The organism is Paenibacillus sp. J22R160 (assembly GCF_059692135.1).
This window is the reverse complement of record NZ_JCAUAU010000005.1, coordinates 1-15512: the sequence shown is the minus strand read 5'-3', so window position 1 is coordinate 15512 and position 15512 is coordinate 1. Positions and strand designations below refer to the sequence as shown.

Here is a 15512-nt window from a genome sequence, read left to right as displayed (position 1 = left end):
TTGATAATAACGGAAGCAGGGTGTTCTGTGTATCCGATTGTCGTTCCGACTTCACGCAGCTTGCGTACCTTTAACTTTTATTTATTACAGGAAGCCGGTTCGCTCACTTTGATTGATGCGGGGGTCGATTCAGAAGAATGCTGGAGGGCATTTCTGACAACGATGGCCGTTAATAGATTTGCCATTCAAGATTTGGATCGGATTATCGTCACACATAGTCACCCCGATCATATCGGTATTATCAATAGAATTACTTGCAATCATGACATTCCGATCTACGCCCATCGCGAATCGCTTTACAGGCTAAAGAGAAACAGCGATTTTTTGAAATTAAGGGTTCAATTTTTTCGAGAACTGTATCAATCCATGGGATGTGGCGGCTTAGGTTTACAGCACGTGAAGAAATTAATGGAAGCTGCATCAGCGAATGAGCATAGAATTGTCGGAGAAATTGTCCCAATAAAGGATGGAGATACCGTCGCGGGGGTGCAGGTCATAGAAACCGTGGGCCATTCGCCTGATCACATTGCTCTGCGTGTTCTACATCGTAAATGGCTATTTGCCGGAGATCTGATGATTAGCCATATGCCGAGCAGCGCTCTCATTGAACCTGATCAAACGGGACGGCGCTTGCCGTCTCTTATCGAACATGTGGCTTCGCTCCAGAGGTGCCTGCCGTTTCATATGGTGACGACATTTTCCGGACATGGTGAACCGATTTATCAATATAAACAGCTTATCTCGAAGAGATTACAGCAGATTCATCGAAGGGTGAACAGGATCTGGCAGCTGGTTGCTAGCGGAATCTCGATGCCTAGCGAGCTTGGCGTTGCTTTATACAAAGACCTGTACATAAGCGAGTTCCCTTTTGTAATGTCAGAGATCATCGGTTGTCTGGATTACTTGGAAATGCATAAGAAAGTAGGTAAAAAGCGGGTTGGTCAAGTATGGCACTATTACGTTTGTTAAAAATAAATATCTAATGAGATCCGCGCTTAGCGCGTTGAGCGGTACCGCCCGGAATAAAAGGGAATGAAAGAGAGAATCTTAACAATAAAAATAGGCAAGCAGTGTGTGGATGATAAAGGCATCAAACATGAGGAGGTCACAAGGTGGCGGGTATTTCATTAAAGAAAGAGACTTTCAGGGGACAGATCAACCATGGAATCACGCTCGTTAACTTTTATACGCCTGGGAGCGAGCCTTGTCAAGAACAACTTCTTATTACCGACAAACTAGCTCAAGAAGTAAGACATCAAGCTACCGTTGCTAATGTTGATATCGATCAGGAAAAAGAACTTGCAACGGAATACGGCGTATTGAGCGTGCCAACTTTGATGCTGTTTAAAGATGGTTATCAAGTGGAAACATTGGTTGGGCAACAAAGTAAAGAAGTTTTGCTGCAGACTATCGATCGATATGCAACAATGGGCGATTCATGCGTGTGATTTTCCTATCATCATGCTAAGGTCTACATAACTTATGTAGACCTTATTTGTTTTCAATCGATCATGCTGGGAGCCAGCCCGATTAGACGGTGTGAGCCGCTAGAAGTGTAATGAACGCTCCGACGGCAAATGCTGTGCGGACAATATGCAAGGTGAACCAGCGCTGCCGCACCTGTTCCCAATCGGTGGGTAGTTGGTCGGGGTTCCAAGCGTCGGCGATTCGGTTAAGCGGTTCCATTTTTCTCGATTTGCCACCTCTGACATATAGCCAGGTAAACAATCAAACAACGGTAATTAACTTAATGATTGCTATGGTACGAGAGATTCATTATCATACAGGGCAAATTGTGTACATAGCCAAGCTGAGAAAAGGGCAGCTTGTGTTGAATTAAGAATGGTGCAATTAATCCTTATTATAATTTGTTTGAGTGTTTCTGGATGTAAAAGCAAGACAGTAGAAGAAGCATTTTATAAAAGTCATAAAAAAGAAAGCCGCGAAATCGTATATCAAGGCACTGTTCTGGAAAGGCCCTTTATTCTATACAAAGCTCCTTTTGATAATGGAAATGTTGGTATAGGTGTGGCTGTTTGTTTCATTGATGAAGCTGTGTCGATGCCTTCAGGGAACTATAGTCCGTTATTTCTGTGAAAAGGCACATTCTCCAGATGAAAGGGACACTACGTTCCGCTATATTGCCAATTTCACCTGAGAAACATGCCATGGAGGCTAGATAAGGCCCTGTAGTTCCTCTCAGAGAGGAAACAGCTTGTTTTTCTTTGAATAGAGGACTCTAGTTCCCGTGAAAATACAACGAAAAAGCGTAAGGGACGTTTCAGTCCTTTACGCTTTTTGGCGTTATATGCGGCCCAATCGAACCATCCGTTCCCGGTTATGGTCATGGGCGCTTTTGACGATGCGGCGAACTTCTGCCCAATCCTTAGCAGCAATGGCGTCATAGAGCGCCTGATTCACCCGGTTGCCGGAGTAGTGTGGTTCATGCGGTGTGATTTTAAAATTAATGGTCGCATAGAGCACAATTTTATCCATGTAAAGCTCCATAATCTTAAGCATGGCACTATTGTTCAGGATGCTGATGAAATAGTACGCAAATTGCAGCGTGTATTTGACATAGAGGTAGTAAGCGTCTCGTCCTGTCGCTTCCAGCTGCAGATCGAGGCATTCCTTGAGCTTCTTGAGGTCCGGCACCTCGCCGTGGGTTTCAATATGCTCCAAGGCCAGCTGCTGAAACGCATACAGAATCTCCATGATATCCATCGCTTCTTTCAGGGAGGGCTCCTTGACCAGGACGCCGCGGTTCTTCAGAGAAACAACCAGTCCGTCGTGCTCCAGCTGCGTTATAGCGCTGCGCACCGGCGTTCGGCTCATGTTAAGTGAGTCGGCAAGTTCATTTTCAGATAAGAGTGTGCCGGGCATGAACTCTCCCAGCATGATTTGTCTATGAATATATTCATATGCAGTTTGAATTAAGGATACGGAAGCCATATGCTTGCTAGTCCTCTCGCACGATGTTTTGGGGGTGGACCCGCGTGTCTACCTTGTATCATATGCCATGAAAAGACGTTTTCGCAAGTTAAGGTTTCTTTACAAAATCATCATGTTACGAAAATATTCCGCAAACATTATGCAGATAGAATTCTAGTTGTATACAAGTTGAATCTAACTATCAAGCGTTTCAACCATTTGAGGAGGACATTATGAAAAAGTCGATTGTTTTACTACTTACTGCTCTATTCTTGCTTACTATCCTTGCCGGCTGCAGCACGAGCGGCTCCCCGAAGAAGTTCGTTATTGCCTATTTGCCGCAAGAAAATGACGCGAAACGGGCTGAAATTAACAAGGATTTCGAGACTAAGCTTTCTCAGAAACTGGGTGTTCCCGTAGAGTCCTTTAAAGCAACGAGCTATAACGCTGCAATTGAAGCGATGAAAAATAATAAAGCGGACCTCGCACTGTTCGGTCCTTTCTCCTATATTGTAGCCGTTGAACGGGCTAAGGTTGAGCCGATCGCAGAGCTTACGCTGCCAAGCATGGCGGGTAAACCAGCTTCCATCTTTATCGTGAAAAAGGATTCCCCGATCAAAACGCTCGCTGATCTGAAAGGCAAAACATTCGGCTTCGTCGATCCGGTTTCTACAACGGGGCATTTGTTACCGAAGTCCGTGCTGGTCAAGCAATTAGGCGTGACGCCAAAGGAACTAGAGAGCGGCTTCTTTAAAGAAGTTTCCTTTGCAGGCGGTCACGACAAAGCGGTGCTTGGCGTCATTCGCGGCCAGTACGATGCGGCTGCAACAGCATCCATCATGCCAGCTACGCTGGAAGCGAAAGGTTTGATCGAAAAAGACGCGTATCGCGTTATCGGTGAATCCGGTTCTCTGCCAGGTACAGCGCTCGGAATCAGAAGCAGTATCCCGCAAGATATGAAAACGAAGGTCAAAGAATTCTTGCTCGGCTACAATAATCCGGATTACTTCCTGAACGCCGTCGGTTCTGCGGATGCTAAATTTGTTGAAGCGAACGACAAGAACTATGACAATATTCGGGATACAGCGAAAATGCTTAATTTGAGCCCGGAAGATTTGCTGAAATAATCATCAGCCAGGCTTAGCCGAGAGGAGTAGTACTTACATGCAAGCAGAGATCATGGTCAGGCAGAAGAAGGCAAAACGACGTTTGTCGCTATTCCTCTTTGCAGCTGCTCTTATCTTTTCGATCTGGTATATCAAGTTTGATCTCATTGAATTTCTAATCGGTATCCCGCTGTTCATCCGCTTTCTCGTGGTTGATTTCATGCCGCCGAATGTCTCGGATGTGGCGCAATATGTAAAGCCCATCTTCGATACGTTGGCATTCGGTGTCGTGGCTACGGCGATTTCCTCGCTAGTTGCGATTCTGATCGCCTTCCTAATGGCGCACAACACAACGCCGCATCCTGCATTCCGCGTGGTGCTTCGCGGGATCATCTCGTTTTTCCGCAACGTGCCGTTTCTGGTTTGGACCTCGTTCCTCGTCGTCATATTCGGCGTAGGTGCGGTGCCGGGCATTTTATCCTTGATCTTGTTCGGCGTTGCGTTTCTAGCGAGAGTGTATGCAGAGGCCATTGAAGAGGTTGACAAGCATACGCTCGAAGCAATCAATGCAACCGGGGCCACATACTTGCAGCGCTTGAAGCATGCGGTCATTCCCCAGTTAATTCCTGGGTATATCTCTTGGACGCTGTTTATGTTCGAGATCACGATCCGAGCTTCCGCGGTGCTTGGCTTAGTCGGCGGCGGGGGAATTGGCAGCCAGATTAAGCTGACGATGGATCTGTTTCAATACAGTAAAACAGCGACGGTTATCACCATTATGATTCTCATGATTCTAGCGGTCGAATATGTCACGCAGCGTATAAGGGAGCGGTTGATATGAAAATAGCTATCTCACATAAACCGACGAAACGCAACCAGCAGTTGTTCTTTTGGGGGATGCTCGTACTGTTCGTACCCAGCCTTTTTTATCTCAATCTGAGCTTCGATCAATTTATGGAGGGTGTGCGGCGCGTCCCAGACATTGCCAGCAAATTCGCCAAATTGTCCCTGGATGAGCTGCCAATGCTTCTCGCCGAACTCGTGACTTCTGTCGTCGTCGCTTTCTTGTGTGTTGTGATCTCTGTCATTATTTCTTTGTGTCTAGCTTTTATCATCGCGGATGTGACGCGTCCTAGCAAAATCGTGTCCGTTATTCTCCGTTCGATTATTGTTGTCATTCGGACAATACCGACGACGGTCTGGGTGCTTCTGGCGGTTGCTTCGATGGGCTTCGGGCCGATGGCGGGTGTGCTTGGATTGATCTTCCCGACGGTTTCGTTCCTCGTCAAAGCGTTCGCGGCACAAATTGATGAAGGCGGCCGGGAAACAGTGGAGGCAATCCGGGCAACAGGCGGAACTTGGTGGCATGTCGTTTTCAACGGCGTACTGCCGAGCTTGCTAACTTCGCTGCTGGCGCTTATCGCTTTCAACTTCGAAATGACCGTAGCGGAAACCGTCATTCTTGGGATGGTCGGTGCAGGCGGCATCGGCGTACTTTTGCAGGAATACATCTCGTTCTACGAATTTGCTCCACTGATGATGGGCGTGCTGGTCGTATTCCTTACGTTATTTTTACTTGAAATGGTCACCAATCTCATTCGAATTCGCCTTGTCGGGCGTGGACGTTAACCTGCGGGAGGCTCACCCTATGTCAATCCTATTAACCATTAACGATTTGAAAAAACAATATAATGAAACCTCGACGGCGCTGGATATTACGCATCTGCAGGTACGGGAGAAAGAATTTATTGCCGTTATTGGACCGAGCGGCGCAGGCAAGTCAACACTGCTGCGTTCGATCAACCGGCTCATAGAGCCAACCTCCGGCGTCATTGATTTCCTTGGGCATCGTGTCGAGCAAGCGGGCAGCAAGGAGCTTCGTCAGGTGCGCTCGCAAATCGGCATGATTTTCCAACATTATAACTTGGTCAATCGGCTAAGCGTTCTTGAAAATGTGCTCCATGGACGCCTAGGCTATATGAGCTCGTTCGCTGGCGTGTTCAATCGATATAGTGAAGCCGATAAACAGGAAGCCATTGCGATGCTGCACAAGGTTGGCTTGGAAAATGAAGTATATAAGCGTGCGGACGAACTGTCCGGCGGTCAAAAGCAGCGCGTCGGTGTCTGCCGAGCGCTCGCACAGCAGCCAAAGCTCATACTGGCGGATGAGCCGATCGCTTCGCTCGATCCGAAGTCGTCCGAGGTGGTTATGGACGCCATTCACCGCAACTGCACGGATCAGGGCATCACCTGCCTGGTTAACCTTCACCAGGTGGAAGTGGCGAAGAAGTATGCAAGCCGCATCATTGGCATTAAAGCCGGCAAAATGGTTTTCGACGGCCCGCCGGAGGCACTGACGGAGTTTCATACGAAGATGATTTACGAAGGAAAAGAGAGCGAAATGTTCGAGCCTGTCCGCGAAGTTAAGTACGCTTAAGGCTGCCTGCCAATCTAAACCACAACATATAAAGCGAGGGAATCTCATGACAATCCATCTGACACAATATCCTAGTAACCGTGTACTGCCTTTTGAAGGTGTGCTAAACTTCCGCGATATGGGCGGTTATCCAGCTGCCGATGGGCGTAAAGTAAAGTACGGCATTCTGTTCCGAGCGGCGGAGCTGACAGGCATGACAGAAAGGGATAAGGCCCTTTTTCAGTCCCTGGGCATTAAGACGATTTTCGACTATCGCGGCAATCTGGAAGCGGAGCAAAAGCCCGACCCTGCATTCGAGGGCGTGACGAATATTCGTATCCCAGCGATGAAGAAAGAGGCGCCTGCTGACATGCGTGAGCTGCTGCGTTCCGGTGAGTTTAAGAATATGGAAAAGGACATGCTGGGGAACATGTATGTGGAAATGGCGATTAAGAACCCTTCCTATCACAAGCTGATGGAGATTCTGAAAAATCCGGATCAGCTGGGGCTGCTGCACCACTGTGCCGGCGGACGTGACCGCACGGGTGTTGGCGGCGCGATTATCCTGCTTGCGCTGGGCGTATCGGAAGAGACGATTATCGAGGATTACTTGATCTCAAATACAACATTGAAGCCGATGAACGAGAAGATGAAGGAGCAGCTTGCGGAGTTCTTGTCTGCGGAAGACGTGGAACAATTCATGGTTAATCTGGAGCTTCGAGCGGAGTTTTTACATATCGTGTTCGGAGCGATTAAGGAAAATTACGGCAGCGTAGAGTCATTTCTGGAGCAGGAGTTCGGCCTGACGCCTGAGAAGCTGGCGGAATTGCAAGCGTATTGCTTGGAGTAGTTGTAAGTAAAGAAAGAAGACACTCTCCGTGAGTGTCTTCTTTCTTTTACATTATTTTGTCGGTATAGATTGAATAACCTACTCCTGATCATTAATCAAAGCTTGAATACGCGTTTCGAGCTGCTCTGGCGAAAGGACATGTATCGCTTCCTTTAAATGCCCTCTTGTATCTATGAGAAAAGTGGTGGGCACGAATACGACCCGATAAGCCTTTACCGCCTCATTTTTTGAATCAAGCAGAACAGGGAAATTCAAATCATGATTCTTTAAAAAATTGCGAACCTCCGCCACGTCGTCTTTCATGGTAACGTTCACGGCATACAGATCGACTTCAGATTGATATTTGTTATATATCCGATTTAAAGCTGGAAGTTCTTCTTGACAAGGTACACACCATGTTGCCCAAAAGTTAACAATTAGAGGCTTCTCTCTACTACTGCCTAGCTGATATTCTCCCCCATTCAATCCTTGTAACGAGAGGGAGGGCGCTGTTCGAGTATTCCTCATATCGTTGCCCACTGTTAAAGGTTTTAGATTTTTTGTTTCCGTGTATGTTTGATAACCCTCATATAAAATCAATGTTAAAGCGATGACGATCACGAGTTTGAGGATCATTTTGTTCATTGGATATTTCCCCTTTGCGGTGAAACTGGTTTGCGTGTGGCATAAGCTCTATCATATCCAATTCAATGATTAATACAATATCGTTTCTATAAGAAAGCACAACTTAACATGATCTTAATATCTACTTAATGTTGCGATGACAAAACCCGCATAATATTAACACTGATATAGCAGGACTGATTGTTACAAAATGAATGGCATCCGTAACAACAGGATCGGTTAAACTGATCCTGTTTTTCTATATGCTGATCGAAATTAGAAGTCCAAGGAAATGGGAGGCGCGTAATTTTGAGAGTCTTAATCAGCAAGAGGAGCATGTTGTCTCTATTGGCCTTCGCATTGCTTATAGGTTTATGCGGATGCGGTCAAAAGAAAGCGGAGGAAACGGTTCCAAAGACGGCTAAATCTCCCGTACCTACAGCTGCTCATGTAAAAAAAGAATACCAGAAGCTGACTTTTGATGACCTGTATACGGATATAAACAATAAGACACCTTCTCAAAAATTATTAGATTTGTCGGGGAAGTCGGTGCGGATGGAAGGATATATGGCTCCTCCTCTTACTCCAGAAATCGAGTTCTTCGTATTAACCCGATACATGATGGAGCAGTGTCCTTTCTGCGCCGCACTTGCGCAGTGGCCAGCAGATATTGTCGTTGTCTACTTGCAAGAAGGTCAATTGATGGATGTAACGGATCATCCGCTTGCCATCAATGGAAGGCTAGAAGTTGGGGAATATAAAGATGAACAAACTGGCTTTGTAAGTCTAGTAAGGTTGTATGTAGATAAAATCGAGGTGCTAGAATAATGCTGGTGATTAAACAATTGATCAAGACATACGCTTCGCAACATCAGAGCATAACCGTTTTAACACTTCCTTATCTTGAAATAAACGCTCAGCAAAAGATTGCTCTGGTTGGTCCGAGTGGGTGCGGAAAAAGTACCTTACTCAACATCATTGCAGGAATTGATCGCCCTTCTTCTGGAGAGATAAAGTTACTAGGGACTGATATTCTGCAGTTAAGCGAATCACGGATGGACGCTTTTCGCGCTCTTCATATCGGCTATGTGTTTCAGAATTTCAATTTACTGCCAGGCTTCTCAGCCTTAGAAAATGTAATGATCGCTATGCATTCTGCTAAAGTGATTCCTCCGAAAGAACGGAAGATACGTGGACGGGAGCTGCTGGAGAGAGTAGGTCTTGACCATCGACTGCACCACAAAGTGAATCGACTTAGTCAAGGAGAGCAGCAGCGCGTTGCTATCGCCCGTGCTCTTGCCAATAAACCGTCCCTTGTATTGGCGGACGAGCCTACGGCAAGTCTGGACCGTGCAAATGCGGAAGCCGTGTTTTCACTCCTTGTCCAAATGTGTTCCCAGTTTAATTCTGCACTGATTTTCAGTACACATGATATGGAATTGGCAAGCCGAATGGATCATATCGTCCACTTGCGGAAACACCATGTGGCAGGAGATGTGGAGGCAAGTCGCGATGTTTCTGCTTAATATGCTCTGGCGTAATCTTATGAACCGGAAGCTGCAATCGATGGTAACGATTATCATTGTAGCTGTCGGGGTGTCACTTGCTCAAGGCATATTGCTAGTATCCGATGCCATGAAAGAAGGGATGAAGCGGACAAGCGGGCCGTACGGTATGTTGGTAGGGTCCAAAGGGAGCTCTACTCAACTGGTTATGAATACCATCTTTCTTTCGGATACACCTCTGAGCAATCTGGATTATTCTTATTTTGAAAAGCTGCGTAAAGACACGAGAGTCTCTCAGGCGGTGCCCATCGGCATGGGTGATAACTACAAAGGATTTCGCATTATCGGCACGAACGCAGACCTGTTTCAAATTAAGGAGAAGCCTAGCAGTCCTCCCTACTTTAGCTTGATAGAAGGACGTTCTTTTGAACAGCCTTTTGAAGCTGTATTGGGTTCCGAAGCGGCTCGACAGGAGCATCTCAGGATAGGGGATACTTTTATAGCAAGACATGGCGTTATTTCCGGTCATGATGAAGGAGAGCAGCATAAAGATAAACCGTATACCGTGGTTGGCATACTTGCGGGTACTCATAGTTCTGCTGACCTTGGAATTTACACACCGTTGGAAAGCTATTGGATTAACCACGATCATATGGATGCTTCTGATGCGGGCAATAATCATTCGGAAACGCAACGGGGTGTGACGGCGATTCTTGTGAAACCCGACAGTTATGTCAACTTGTTCGCTTTGTACCAAGAAATCAACCTTAGTAAGGAAGCTCAAGCTGTCTTCCCGGGCAAAGTATTGGCCCAATGGTTCGATATGATCGGAAGCAGCGAGAAAGTGCTCAGTTGGATCAGCTTCGCTGTATTGGGTATGGCAGGTTTATCGATCATGCTTTCGCTGTATAGTTCTATGATGGAAAGAAAACGGACCGTAGCGATATTAAGGGCTATAGGTATCAGCAAGATTATGATACTTATGTTGGTGTTTCTAGAATCGTTTGTTGTGATATTGTTCGGCACGCTGCTGGGAATAGCATCGGGATACGGTATCGCCACAGCCTTTGTAGCTTATATGACAAGTGGTCACGGAATCGGTATTGTTCCTGTCTTTCAATTTAAACTCTACGCGGTCGTTTTCATTGTCTGCTTCATCGGAATGGCAGGAAGCCTCATTCCAGCATTCAGCGCTTACCGGACCAAAGTATCCCAATATTTGAATCCGGTTTAACGAAAGGAAGATGGATAAGGATGAATAGCCGAAAAGCAAGTTTTGGAGTTGCCGTATTACTGTTAATTTCGATGTTTTTCTCCATATCTGTGAGTACCGTTCACGCTCATTTTCAAACGATCGCTTATTCGGATATATCTATTCGGGATAAAGTAATTCAATATGAGCTGTTCTTGGATCCATACGAAGTGCTTCAGGCATTTCCTGATTTGGATGCCAATCATAATATGTACGTCGAATCTGAGGAAGTTGCAGCTTTTCGCAGTCGTTTATGGGAATATGTGAAATCAAATTTAGCTGTTAAAAATGAGGGAATCGCTGGAGAAGTCGATTTGAAGGGGGTGAGGCTTGAAGATCGGAAGGAAATTCCGATGCTTCGTTTCGATCTGGTATACACGTTTGCGCAGCCGGTTGGTCGATATGAATTAGATTATAGCTTTTTTTTTAAGAGCGAAGATCCACTGCATCAAAACTTCGTCACCTTAAAAACGGAAGACCGCAATATAGAGACGGTCATTGACAAAGAGCATCATGTATTAACACCGGAGGTTTTTGGTATGAGTACCATCACGATTGCGGTCCCGGATTGGACGAGTATCTTGCTTCAGTATACGGGGCTTGGTATGGAACACATATGGTCTGGCATTGACCACTTGCTGTTTCTCGTCGCACTTATTATTGCCGGTGGAAGCAAACGGGATTATTTGAAAATTCTCACGGCCTTTACGATTGGCCACAGCATTACGCTAGCTTTGTCGGTTATGGAAGTTGTTGTGATCTCACCAAAGATTATCGAGCCTATGATCGCGTTGAGCATTGTTTATGTAGCTGTAGAAAACATCTTTTGGAAAAGGCTGCAATGGCGCTGGCTGGTTACCCTTGTTTTCGGATTAATTCATGGCTTTGGATTTTCCTACATCCTGCAGGGTATGTTGACTAGTCATTTCGCTTTATCATTATTCTCATTCAACCTGGGTGTTGAGGTGGGGCAAATCGTTGTTCTTGCCGTACTTTTGCCCGTTGTTTGGATGTTGACGAAAATGAAATGGCTGTTAAAAACGAGCTATGTAGTATCGGGTCTAGTCGGTGCAATAGGCATTTATTGGTTTATCGAACGAATTATATAAAGGACGCGATAAGCGGAGGAGATAGTCAAATCATGTTTGCTAAAACTCGTAAAAAATTAAAAAAGCTGTTGCCTGTGGTTCTTTCTACAGTTGTTTTGCTGCAGGTGATCCCGCAAGGGTTATCACTGGCGAGTGATGTAACGGCCGGTAAAAGCAATGATCTGCTGAATTTTACATATGGCCCGAATGGTAAGGATATTGCAGACGGTGAAGCGTATCACTATTTACAGAACAGCAAAGCTAAAGTAGTTATTTCCGGTAAGAACGCTGGTAACAATGCTGCTGGTTCATTCGGGGCGAAATATTTGCCTGTCGATTTCGTTTTGAATGATTCGGTTCATGATGAAAACCTGGACTGGACGCAGTTTTATTTAAGTGACCAGATGACGGATAAATGGAATGTAAACGGAAGTCTGCTTGATTTCAATTCGCTCGATGTGCAAAATGGAACCAAACTTGTTGCTACTGGCGCAGCCCAAGCGAATCCAAGTATTGAAGCTAAGGTAACCTATCAAATGCTTCCAGAAGCGCCGATCATGAGGATTTCCTTGCACCTGCAAAATAACGGCACTTCTGATTATAAAGGTTACATCAATTATCAGATGGACCCTGACCAGGGGCAGCAATTGGCCTATGCTCCGGGATTGGGTTTTTCCCCTGCAAGTGGCGCGAATGCTAATAAATTGTACCAGTCTGGATGGACGGGCAACTACTTGTATGACGGCGATAACTCAGCTACTGGTATTCCCGCTCACGGAATTGCCTGGTACGAGAATCAACCTACTGGACTAAACGCACAGGGCTACATTGCGGGTGCGTGGTTCGACGCCAGTGTTAATGCAGGCGGCAGTCGAGACATCATTGTTTATCACATTACCGACTACCCTGATGCTACAGCGCCATATGCCAAGATCGCCAATTGGGCAAATAAAATCCCTTCGCTCTTGGAGGATGAGGAACAGTTGGCTACAGTCACTGGTACGGTATACGATGCCAACGGCACCGGTGTTAACGGAGTGAAAGTAACGGCAAGAAATATTGGCGCAAATGCGGTTGCTTCCGCTACTTCGGATAGCAAGGGACAATATACGATGGAGCTCCCCATAGGCACTTATACGTTGACGGGCAATAAAATGGCTTATAGCGATTCCTCCAATTCGGTGGAAATCGCCAATATCAATTCTTCGTATAATGTTAACTTGTATATGGAAGCTATTGAAGTATTGGCCAGCACAGGCAAACAAATTCCAGGCAGCTTAACGGAAGGAACATTAAACGATATTGTTCTGGAAAATCAGAAGATGGCTATGACTGTGGCAAAGACTTTCAATGATTCTCAACTAAATGGAGCGACGCTTGGAAAGCCGATTGATATGGCTGTTCAGGGAGGGAATGATGGTCTTGACTGGATCAATCTCCCCTTAGTGAGCCGAGACCAGCCGTTAACCCAGGATTCGTGGAATGTTTTAACGGCAAAGAATCAAAGTGTGGAAATTGTGGAAAATTCAAATCTCCAATCCGTAGTCAAAACAAGTGGTGTTGTTGATGACGTATATACGCCTTTTCCCATCGAGACGACCTATACGATAAAACCAAACGAAGATTGGGTCTATGCGGAGAGCGTCATTACGAATCCGTCTGGCGAACCGCAAACCGTATGGATCGGTGACGCGATGGACGTTGATGGCAGCAGTAATACATCTTATGTGCCGGGAATTGGCGTTGTATCCAGCCTTCTCAATCCAGTCGCCGGAAGCAAGCCCAGCATGCCATGGATTTCGATGTACAACGGCGATGATCCTGAAGCATTTGGCATTATATATGATGGCGACTTTGCAGATGGCTTTAGTGCAATGGGCTACGCACAATGGTTGGGAAGCCAGAAGCAGGTGACGATTCCTGCAGGCGGAAATTACAAACTGAAGCGTTATTTGGTAGCTGCCAGCACCGTAGGTCTCACCAATAAATATGAAGCAGTGAGTGCTGTTTATGAAGAATTTCTGAAACAGAAAACGGGTGTCAAAACCGACTTTAAGTTGACCCCATCAGGTATTATAACTCCTGGAGCAGAAGTGACGGCACAGTTATCGGTGACCAACAGCTCTACGCAGCCGGTCGATGGATTGAAGGCAAGCTTGCTTCTATCGGCTAATCTGACGACAACCAAAGAACAAGAGCAGACAATCGGAACGATCGCTCCTAACAGCACGGTGACCGTGGAATGGCCTTTAAGTTCCTTGGAAGGGGGCCGGGGAACAGCAAGCGTTGATATTAAGCAACAAAATAATATCTTAACTTCCAAGTCGCAACGCGTTTTTGTTGAAGGCACAGGCTGGTACGCCGGGGATAATCATTCCCACAGCAAATGGAGTGACGGAAGCGGATCGATTCACGACAATTTCACATCGGCAAGAAACAAGGGTTTGGACTTTTTGACAGCGACGGACCACAATACGATCAATCAACGGAACGATGTCGCTTTAGAGAATCGTGATGATTTTGTGGCTTTATGGGGTGAGGAAATTTCGACATCTGGAGGTCACTCGCTGGCCTATAATATTAAAGATGTCATTGATTGGACTTTGCCGGCGCAGCAATATATTGATGCAACAAAAGCTAGTAACAACGGGAAAGGTATCCACTATATTGCCCATCCTTTTTACCCTGGTTTGGAGTGGGATAACTGGGATGTAGATAATTTCACCGGTATCGAAGTATGGAATGGCTTTTATCCACCGAAGCATCCCGTCAATGCCAAAGCTTTTGCCAAATGGGACGAGTTAAATAAACAAGGCAGGCATGTATACGGCATTTCGAACTCTGATGCGCATAATCCTGGTAAAGTCGGGGCCAATTATATCAGAGGCTACATGCCGGTACTTGAGAAACAAAACATCTTGCAAGTATTAACCAACGGAACATATTACGGAACCAACGGGCCTCATCTGACTTTTAACATGAATGGAAAGATGATGGGTGAAGATGTCGGAGTTCCCAAGAACGGCGGCAACGTTGACCTCGATTTCACTGGTTATTCGGAGCAAGGTCTGACGAATGTGCGTTTGATCAAAAATGGCATTGTTGCTCAGCAATGGACGCCAAGCGAAGATGATATTACTGAACAACTCACTGTTCAAGTAGTTCCTGGTGATTTCTTGCGTATGGAACTTGAGGCCAATAACGGACAATTCGCCTACACAAATCCGATTTTCGTCGTCGAGGATAGTAGTAACGATGATGCCACACTGAAAGATTTAAAACTTAGCACAACAGGCAGCATGAATCCTACTTTTAATGCTAATGTAACTAACTATACAGTAAGTGTTGGCAATGCAGAGAACAGCATCACAGTTAAGCCAGAGGTTAATAACAATAAAGCATCCTTGGCGGTTATCGCAAACAGCACGCCGGTGAACTCCAGTGGCGGGGAGTATGGTCCGATTAGTCTTAACGTCGGTAGTAACCTGATCACCATTGAAGTAACGGCTGAGAACCAGACGAAGAAAACATATACCGTTGTAGTAAATCGTGCGGTTGCTCCACAGTCTGATGACGCGACACTTAAAGACTTAATACTTAGCACAGGCGACCTGAACCCTACCTTCAATGCTAATGTAAATGACTATACTGTAAGTGTTGGCAATGCAGAGAACAGCATCACAGTTAAGCCAGAGGTTAATAACAATAAAGCATCCTTGGCGGTTATCGCAAACAGCACGCCGGTGAACTCCAGTGGCGGG

The 15512-nt window shown here is 45.9% G+C and carries 17 protein-coding genes; 14 read left to right on the top strand and 3 right to left on the bottom strand.

Going from position 1 to position 15512, the window contains the following annotated elements:
* Positions 1-969: an MBL fold metallo-hydrolase gene (locus AC58UW_RS13850; RefSeq protein ID WP_497421227.1), complete on the top strand. Its 969-nt coding sequence runs from the start codon at positions 1-3 to the stop codon at positions 967-969.
* A gap of 143 nt (positions 970-1112) precedes the next feature.
* Positions 1113-1448 carry a thioredoxin family protein gene (locus AC58UW_RS13845; protein WP_497421226.1) on the top strand — a complete coding sequence of 112 codons (336 nt, stop codon included), beginning with the start codon at positions 1113-1115 and terminating at the stop codon, positions 1446-1448.
* Positions 1449-1530: 82 nt separating this feature from the next.
* Here AC58UW_RS13845 and AC58UW_RS13840 read toward each other — a convergent pair whose 3' ends face one another.
* Positions 1531-1686, bottom strand: a complete 156-nt coding sequence (locus tag AC58UW_RS13840) for an anthrone oxygenase family protein (protein ID WP_497421515.1) — start codon at positions 1684-1686, stop codon at positions 1531-1533.
* Here AC58UW_RS13840 and AC58UW_RS13835 point away from each other — a divergent pair.
* On the top strand, positions 1634-1840 hold the full coding sequence (locus tag AC58UW_RS13835; RefSeq protein WP_497421531.1) for a hypothetical protein: 207 nt from the start codon (positions 1634-1636) through the stop codon (positions 1838-1840). The genes AC58UW_RS13840 and AC58UW_RS13835 overlap by 53 nt on opposite strands.
* Positions 1841-1842: 2 nt before the next feature.
* Positions 1843-2097: an EexN family lipoprotein gene (locus AC58UW_RS13830; protein WP_497421225.1), complete on the top strand. Its 255-nt coding sequence runs from the start codon at positions 1843-1845 to the stop codon at positions 2095-2097.
* Positions 2098-2304: 207 nt separating this feature from the next.
* On the opposite strand, the gene AC58UW_RS13825 is transcribed toward AC58UW_RS13830, so the two are convergent.
* Positions 2305-2952: a GntR family transcriptional regulator gene (locus tag AC58UW_RS13825; protein WP_497421224.1), complete on the bottom strand. Its 648-nt coding sequence runs from the start codon at positions 2950-2952 to the stop codon at positions 2305-2307.
* 212 nt (positions 2953-3164) lie between these two features.
* On the opposite strand from AC58UW_RS13825, the gene AC58UW_RS13820 reads away from it, so the two are divergent.
* From AC58UW_RS13820 to AC58UW_RS13800, 5 genes are read left to right on the top strand one after another with little or no spacing between them, the layout of a single operon-like run.
* On the top strand, positions 3165-4058 hold the full coding sequence (locus tag AC58UW_RS13820; RefSeq protein ID WP_497421223.1) for a phosphate/phosphite/phosphonate ABC transporter substrate-binding protein: 894 nt from the start codon (positions 3165-3167) through the stop codon (positions 4056-4058).
* Positions 4059-4095: 37 nt separating this feature from the next.
* Complete coding sequence (gene phnE, locus AC58UW_RS13815; protein ID WP_497421222.1) at positions 4096-4878, top strand: phosphonate ABC transporter, permease protein PhnE; 783 nt, start codon at positions 4096-4098, stop codon at positions 4876-4878.
* Positions 4875-5666 carry a PhnE/PtxC family ABC transporter permease gene (locus AC58UW_RS13810; RefSeq protein ID WP_497421221.1) on the top strand — a complete coding sequence of 264 codons (792 nt, stop codon included), beginning with the start codon at positions 4875-4877 and terminating at the stop codon, positions 5664-5666. The genes phnE and AC58UW_RS13810 overlap by 4 nt, the downstream gene beginning before the upstream one ends.
* A gap of 19 nt (positions 5667-5685) precedes the next feature.
* The gene (gene phnC, locus AC58UW_RS13805) at positions 5686-6474 is read left to right on the top strand and encodes a phosphonate ABC transporter ATP-binding protein (RefSeq protein ID WP_497421220.1); all 789 of its coding nucleotides are present in this window, start codon (positions 5686-5688) and stop codon (positions 6472-6474) included.
* A 46-nt stretch (positions 6475-6520) separates the two neighbouring features.
* Positions 6521-7303: a tyrosine-protein phosphatase gene (locus AC58UW_RS13800; protein WP_497421219.1), complete on the top strand. Its 783-nt coding sequence runs from the start codon at positions 6521-6523 to the stop codon at positions 7301-7303.
* 78 nt (positions 7304-7381) lie between these two features.
* Here the strand turns inward: AC58UW_RS13800 and AC58UW_RS13795 are convergent, their stop codons facing one another.
* Positions 7382-7927, bottom strand: coding sequence for a TlpA family protein disulfide reductase (locus tag AC58UW_RS13795; protein ID WP_497421218.1), 546 nt, complete (start codon positions 7925-7927; stop codon positions 7382-7384).
* 288 nt (positions 7928-8215) lie between these two features.
* Here AC58UW_RS13795 and AC58UW_RS13790 point away from each other — a divergent pair, with 288 nt between their 5' ends.
* The 5 genes from AC58UW_RS13790 to AC58UW_RS13770 form a co-directional block, all read left to right on the top strand.
* The gene (locus tag AC58UW_RS13790) at positions 8216-8734 is read left to right on the top strand and encodes a hypothetical protein (RefSeq protein WP_497421217.1); all 519 of its coding nucleotides are present in this window, start codon (positions 8216-8218) and stop codon (positions 8732-8734) included.
* Entirely contained in the window at positions 8734-9432 is a 699-nt protein-coding gene (locus tag AC58UW_RS13785; protein ID WP_497421216.1) for an ABC transporter ATP-binding protein, read from the top strand. The genes AC58UW_RS13790 and AC58UW_RS13785 overlap by 1 nt, the downstream gene beginning before the upstream one ends.
* Positions 9419-10645: an ABC transporter permease gene (locus tag AC58UW_RS13780; RefSeq protein WP_497421215.1), complete on the top strand. Its 1227-nt coding sequence runs from the start codon at positions 9419-9421 to the stop codon at positions 10643-10645. The genes AC58UW_RS13785 and AC58UW_RS13780 overlap by 14 nt, the downstream gene beginning before the upstream one ends.
* Before the next feature lie 20 nt (positions 10646-10665).
* A complete protein-coding gene (locus AC58UW_RS13775) occupies positions 10666-11772 on the top strand; it encodes a HupE/UreJ family protein (protein WP_497421214.1) in 1107 nt (368 codons plus the stop codon).
* Positions 11773-11804: 32 nt separating this feature from the next.
* Positions 11805-15512 (top strand): CehA/McbA family metallohydrolase (locus AC58UW_RS13770; RefSeq protein WP_497421213.1); only part of this gene is annotated, 3708 nt, incomplete at its 3' end.

Coding starts and splice junctions, on each gene's coding strand:
- AC58UW_RS13825 (WP_497421224.1), bottom strand. CDS start 2,952: ATGGCTTCCGTATCCTTAATTCAAACTGCATATGAATATATTCATAGA.
- AC58UW_RS13810 (WP_497421221.1), top strand. CDS start 4,875: ATGAAAATAGCTATCTCACATAAACCGACGAAACGCAACCAGCAGTTG.
- AC58UW_RS13795 (WP_497421218.1), bottom strand. CDS start 7,927: ATGAACAAAATGATCCTCAAACTCGTGATCGTCATCGCTTTAACATTG.
- AC58UW_RS13840 (WP_497421515.1), bottom strand. CDS start 1,686: ATGGAACCGCTTAACCGAATCGCCGACGCTTGGAACCCCGACCAACTA.
- AC58UW_RS13780 (WP_497421215.1), top strand. CDS start 9,419: ATGTTTCTGCTTAATATGCTCTGGCGTAATCTTATGAACCGGAAGCTG.
- AC58UW_RS13775 (WP_497421214.1), top strand. CDS start 10,666: ATGAATAGCCGAAAAGCAAGTTTTGGAGTTGCCGTATTACTGTTAATT.
- phnE (WP_497421222.1), top strand. CDS start 4,096: ATGCAAGCAGAGATCATGGTCAGGCAGAAGAAGGCAAAACGACGTTTG.
- AC58UW_RS13830 (WP_497421225.1), top strand. CDS start 1,843: ATGGTGCAATTAATCCTTATTATAATTTGTTTGAGTGTTTCTGGATGT.
- AC58UW_RS13800 (WP_497421219.1), top strand. CDS start 6,521: ATGACAATCCATCTGACACAATATCCTAGTAACCGTGTACTGCCTTTT.
- AC58UW_RS13785 (WP_497421216.1), top strand. CDS start 8,734: ATGCTGGTGATTAAACAATTGATCAAGACATACGCTTCGCAACATCAG.
- AC58UW_RS13820 (WP_497421223.1), top strand. CDS start 3,165: ATGAAAAAGTCGATTGTTTTACTACTTACTGCTCTATTCTTGCTTACT.
- phnC (WP_497421220.1), top strand. CDS start 5,686: ATGTCAATCCTATTAACCATTAACGATTTGAAAAAACAATATAATGAA.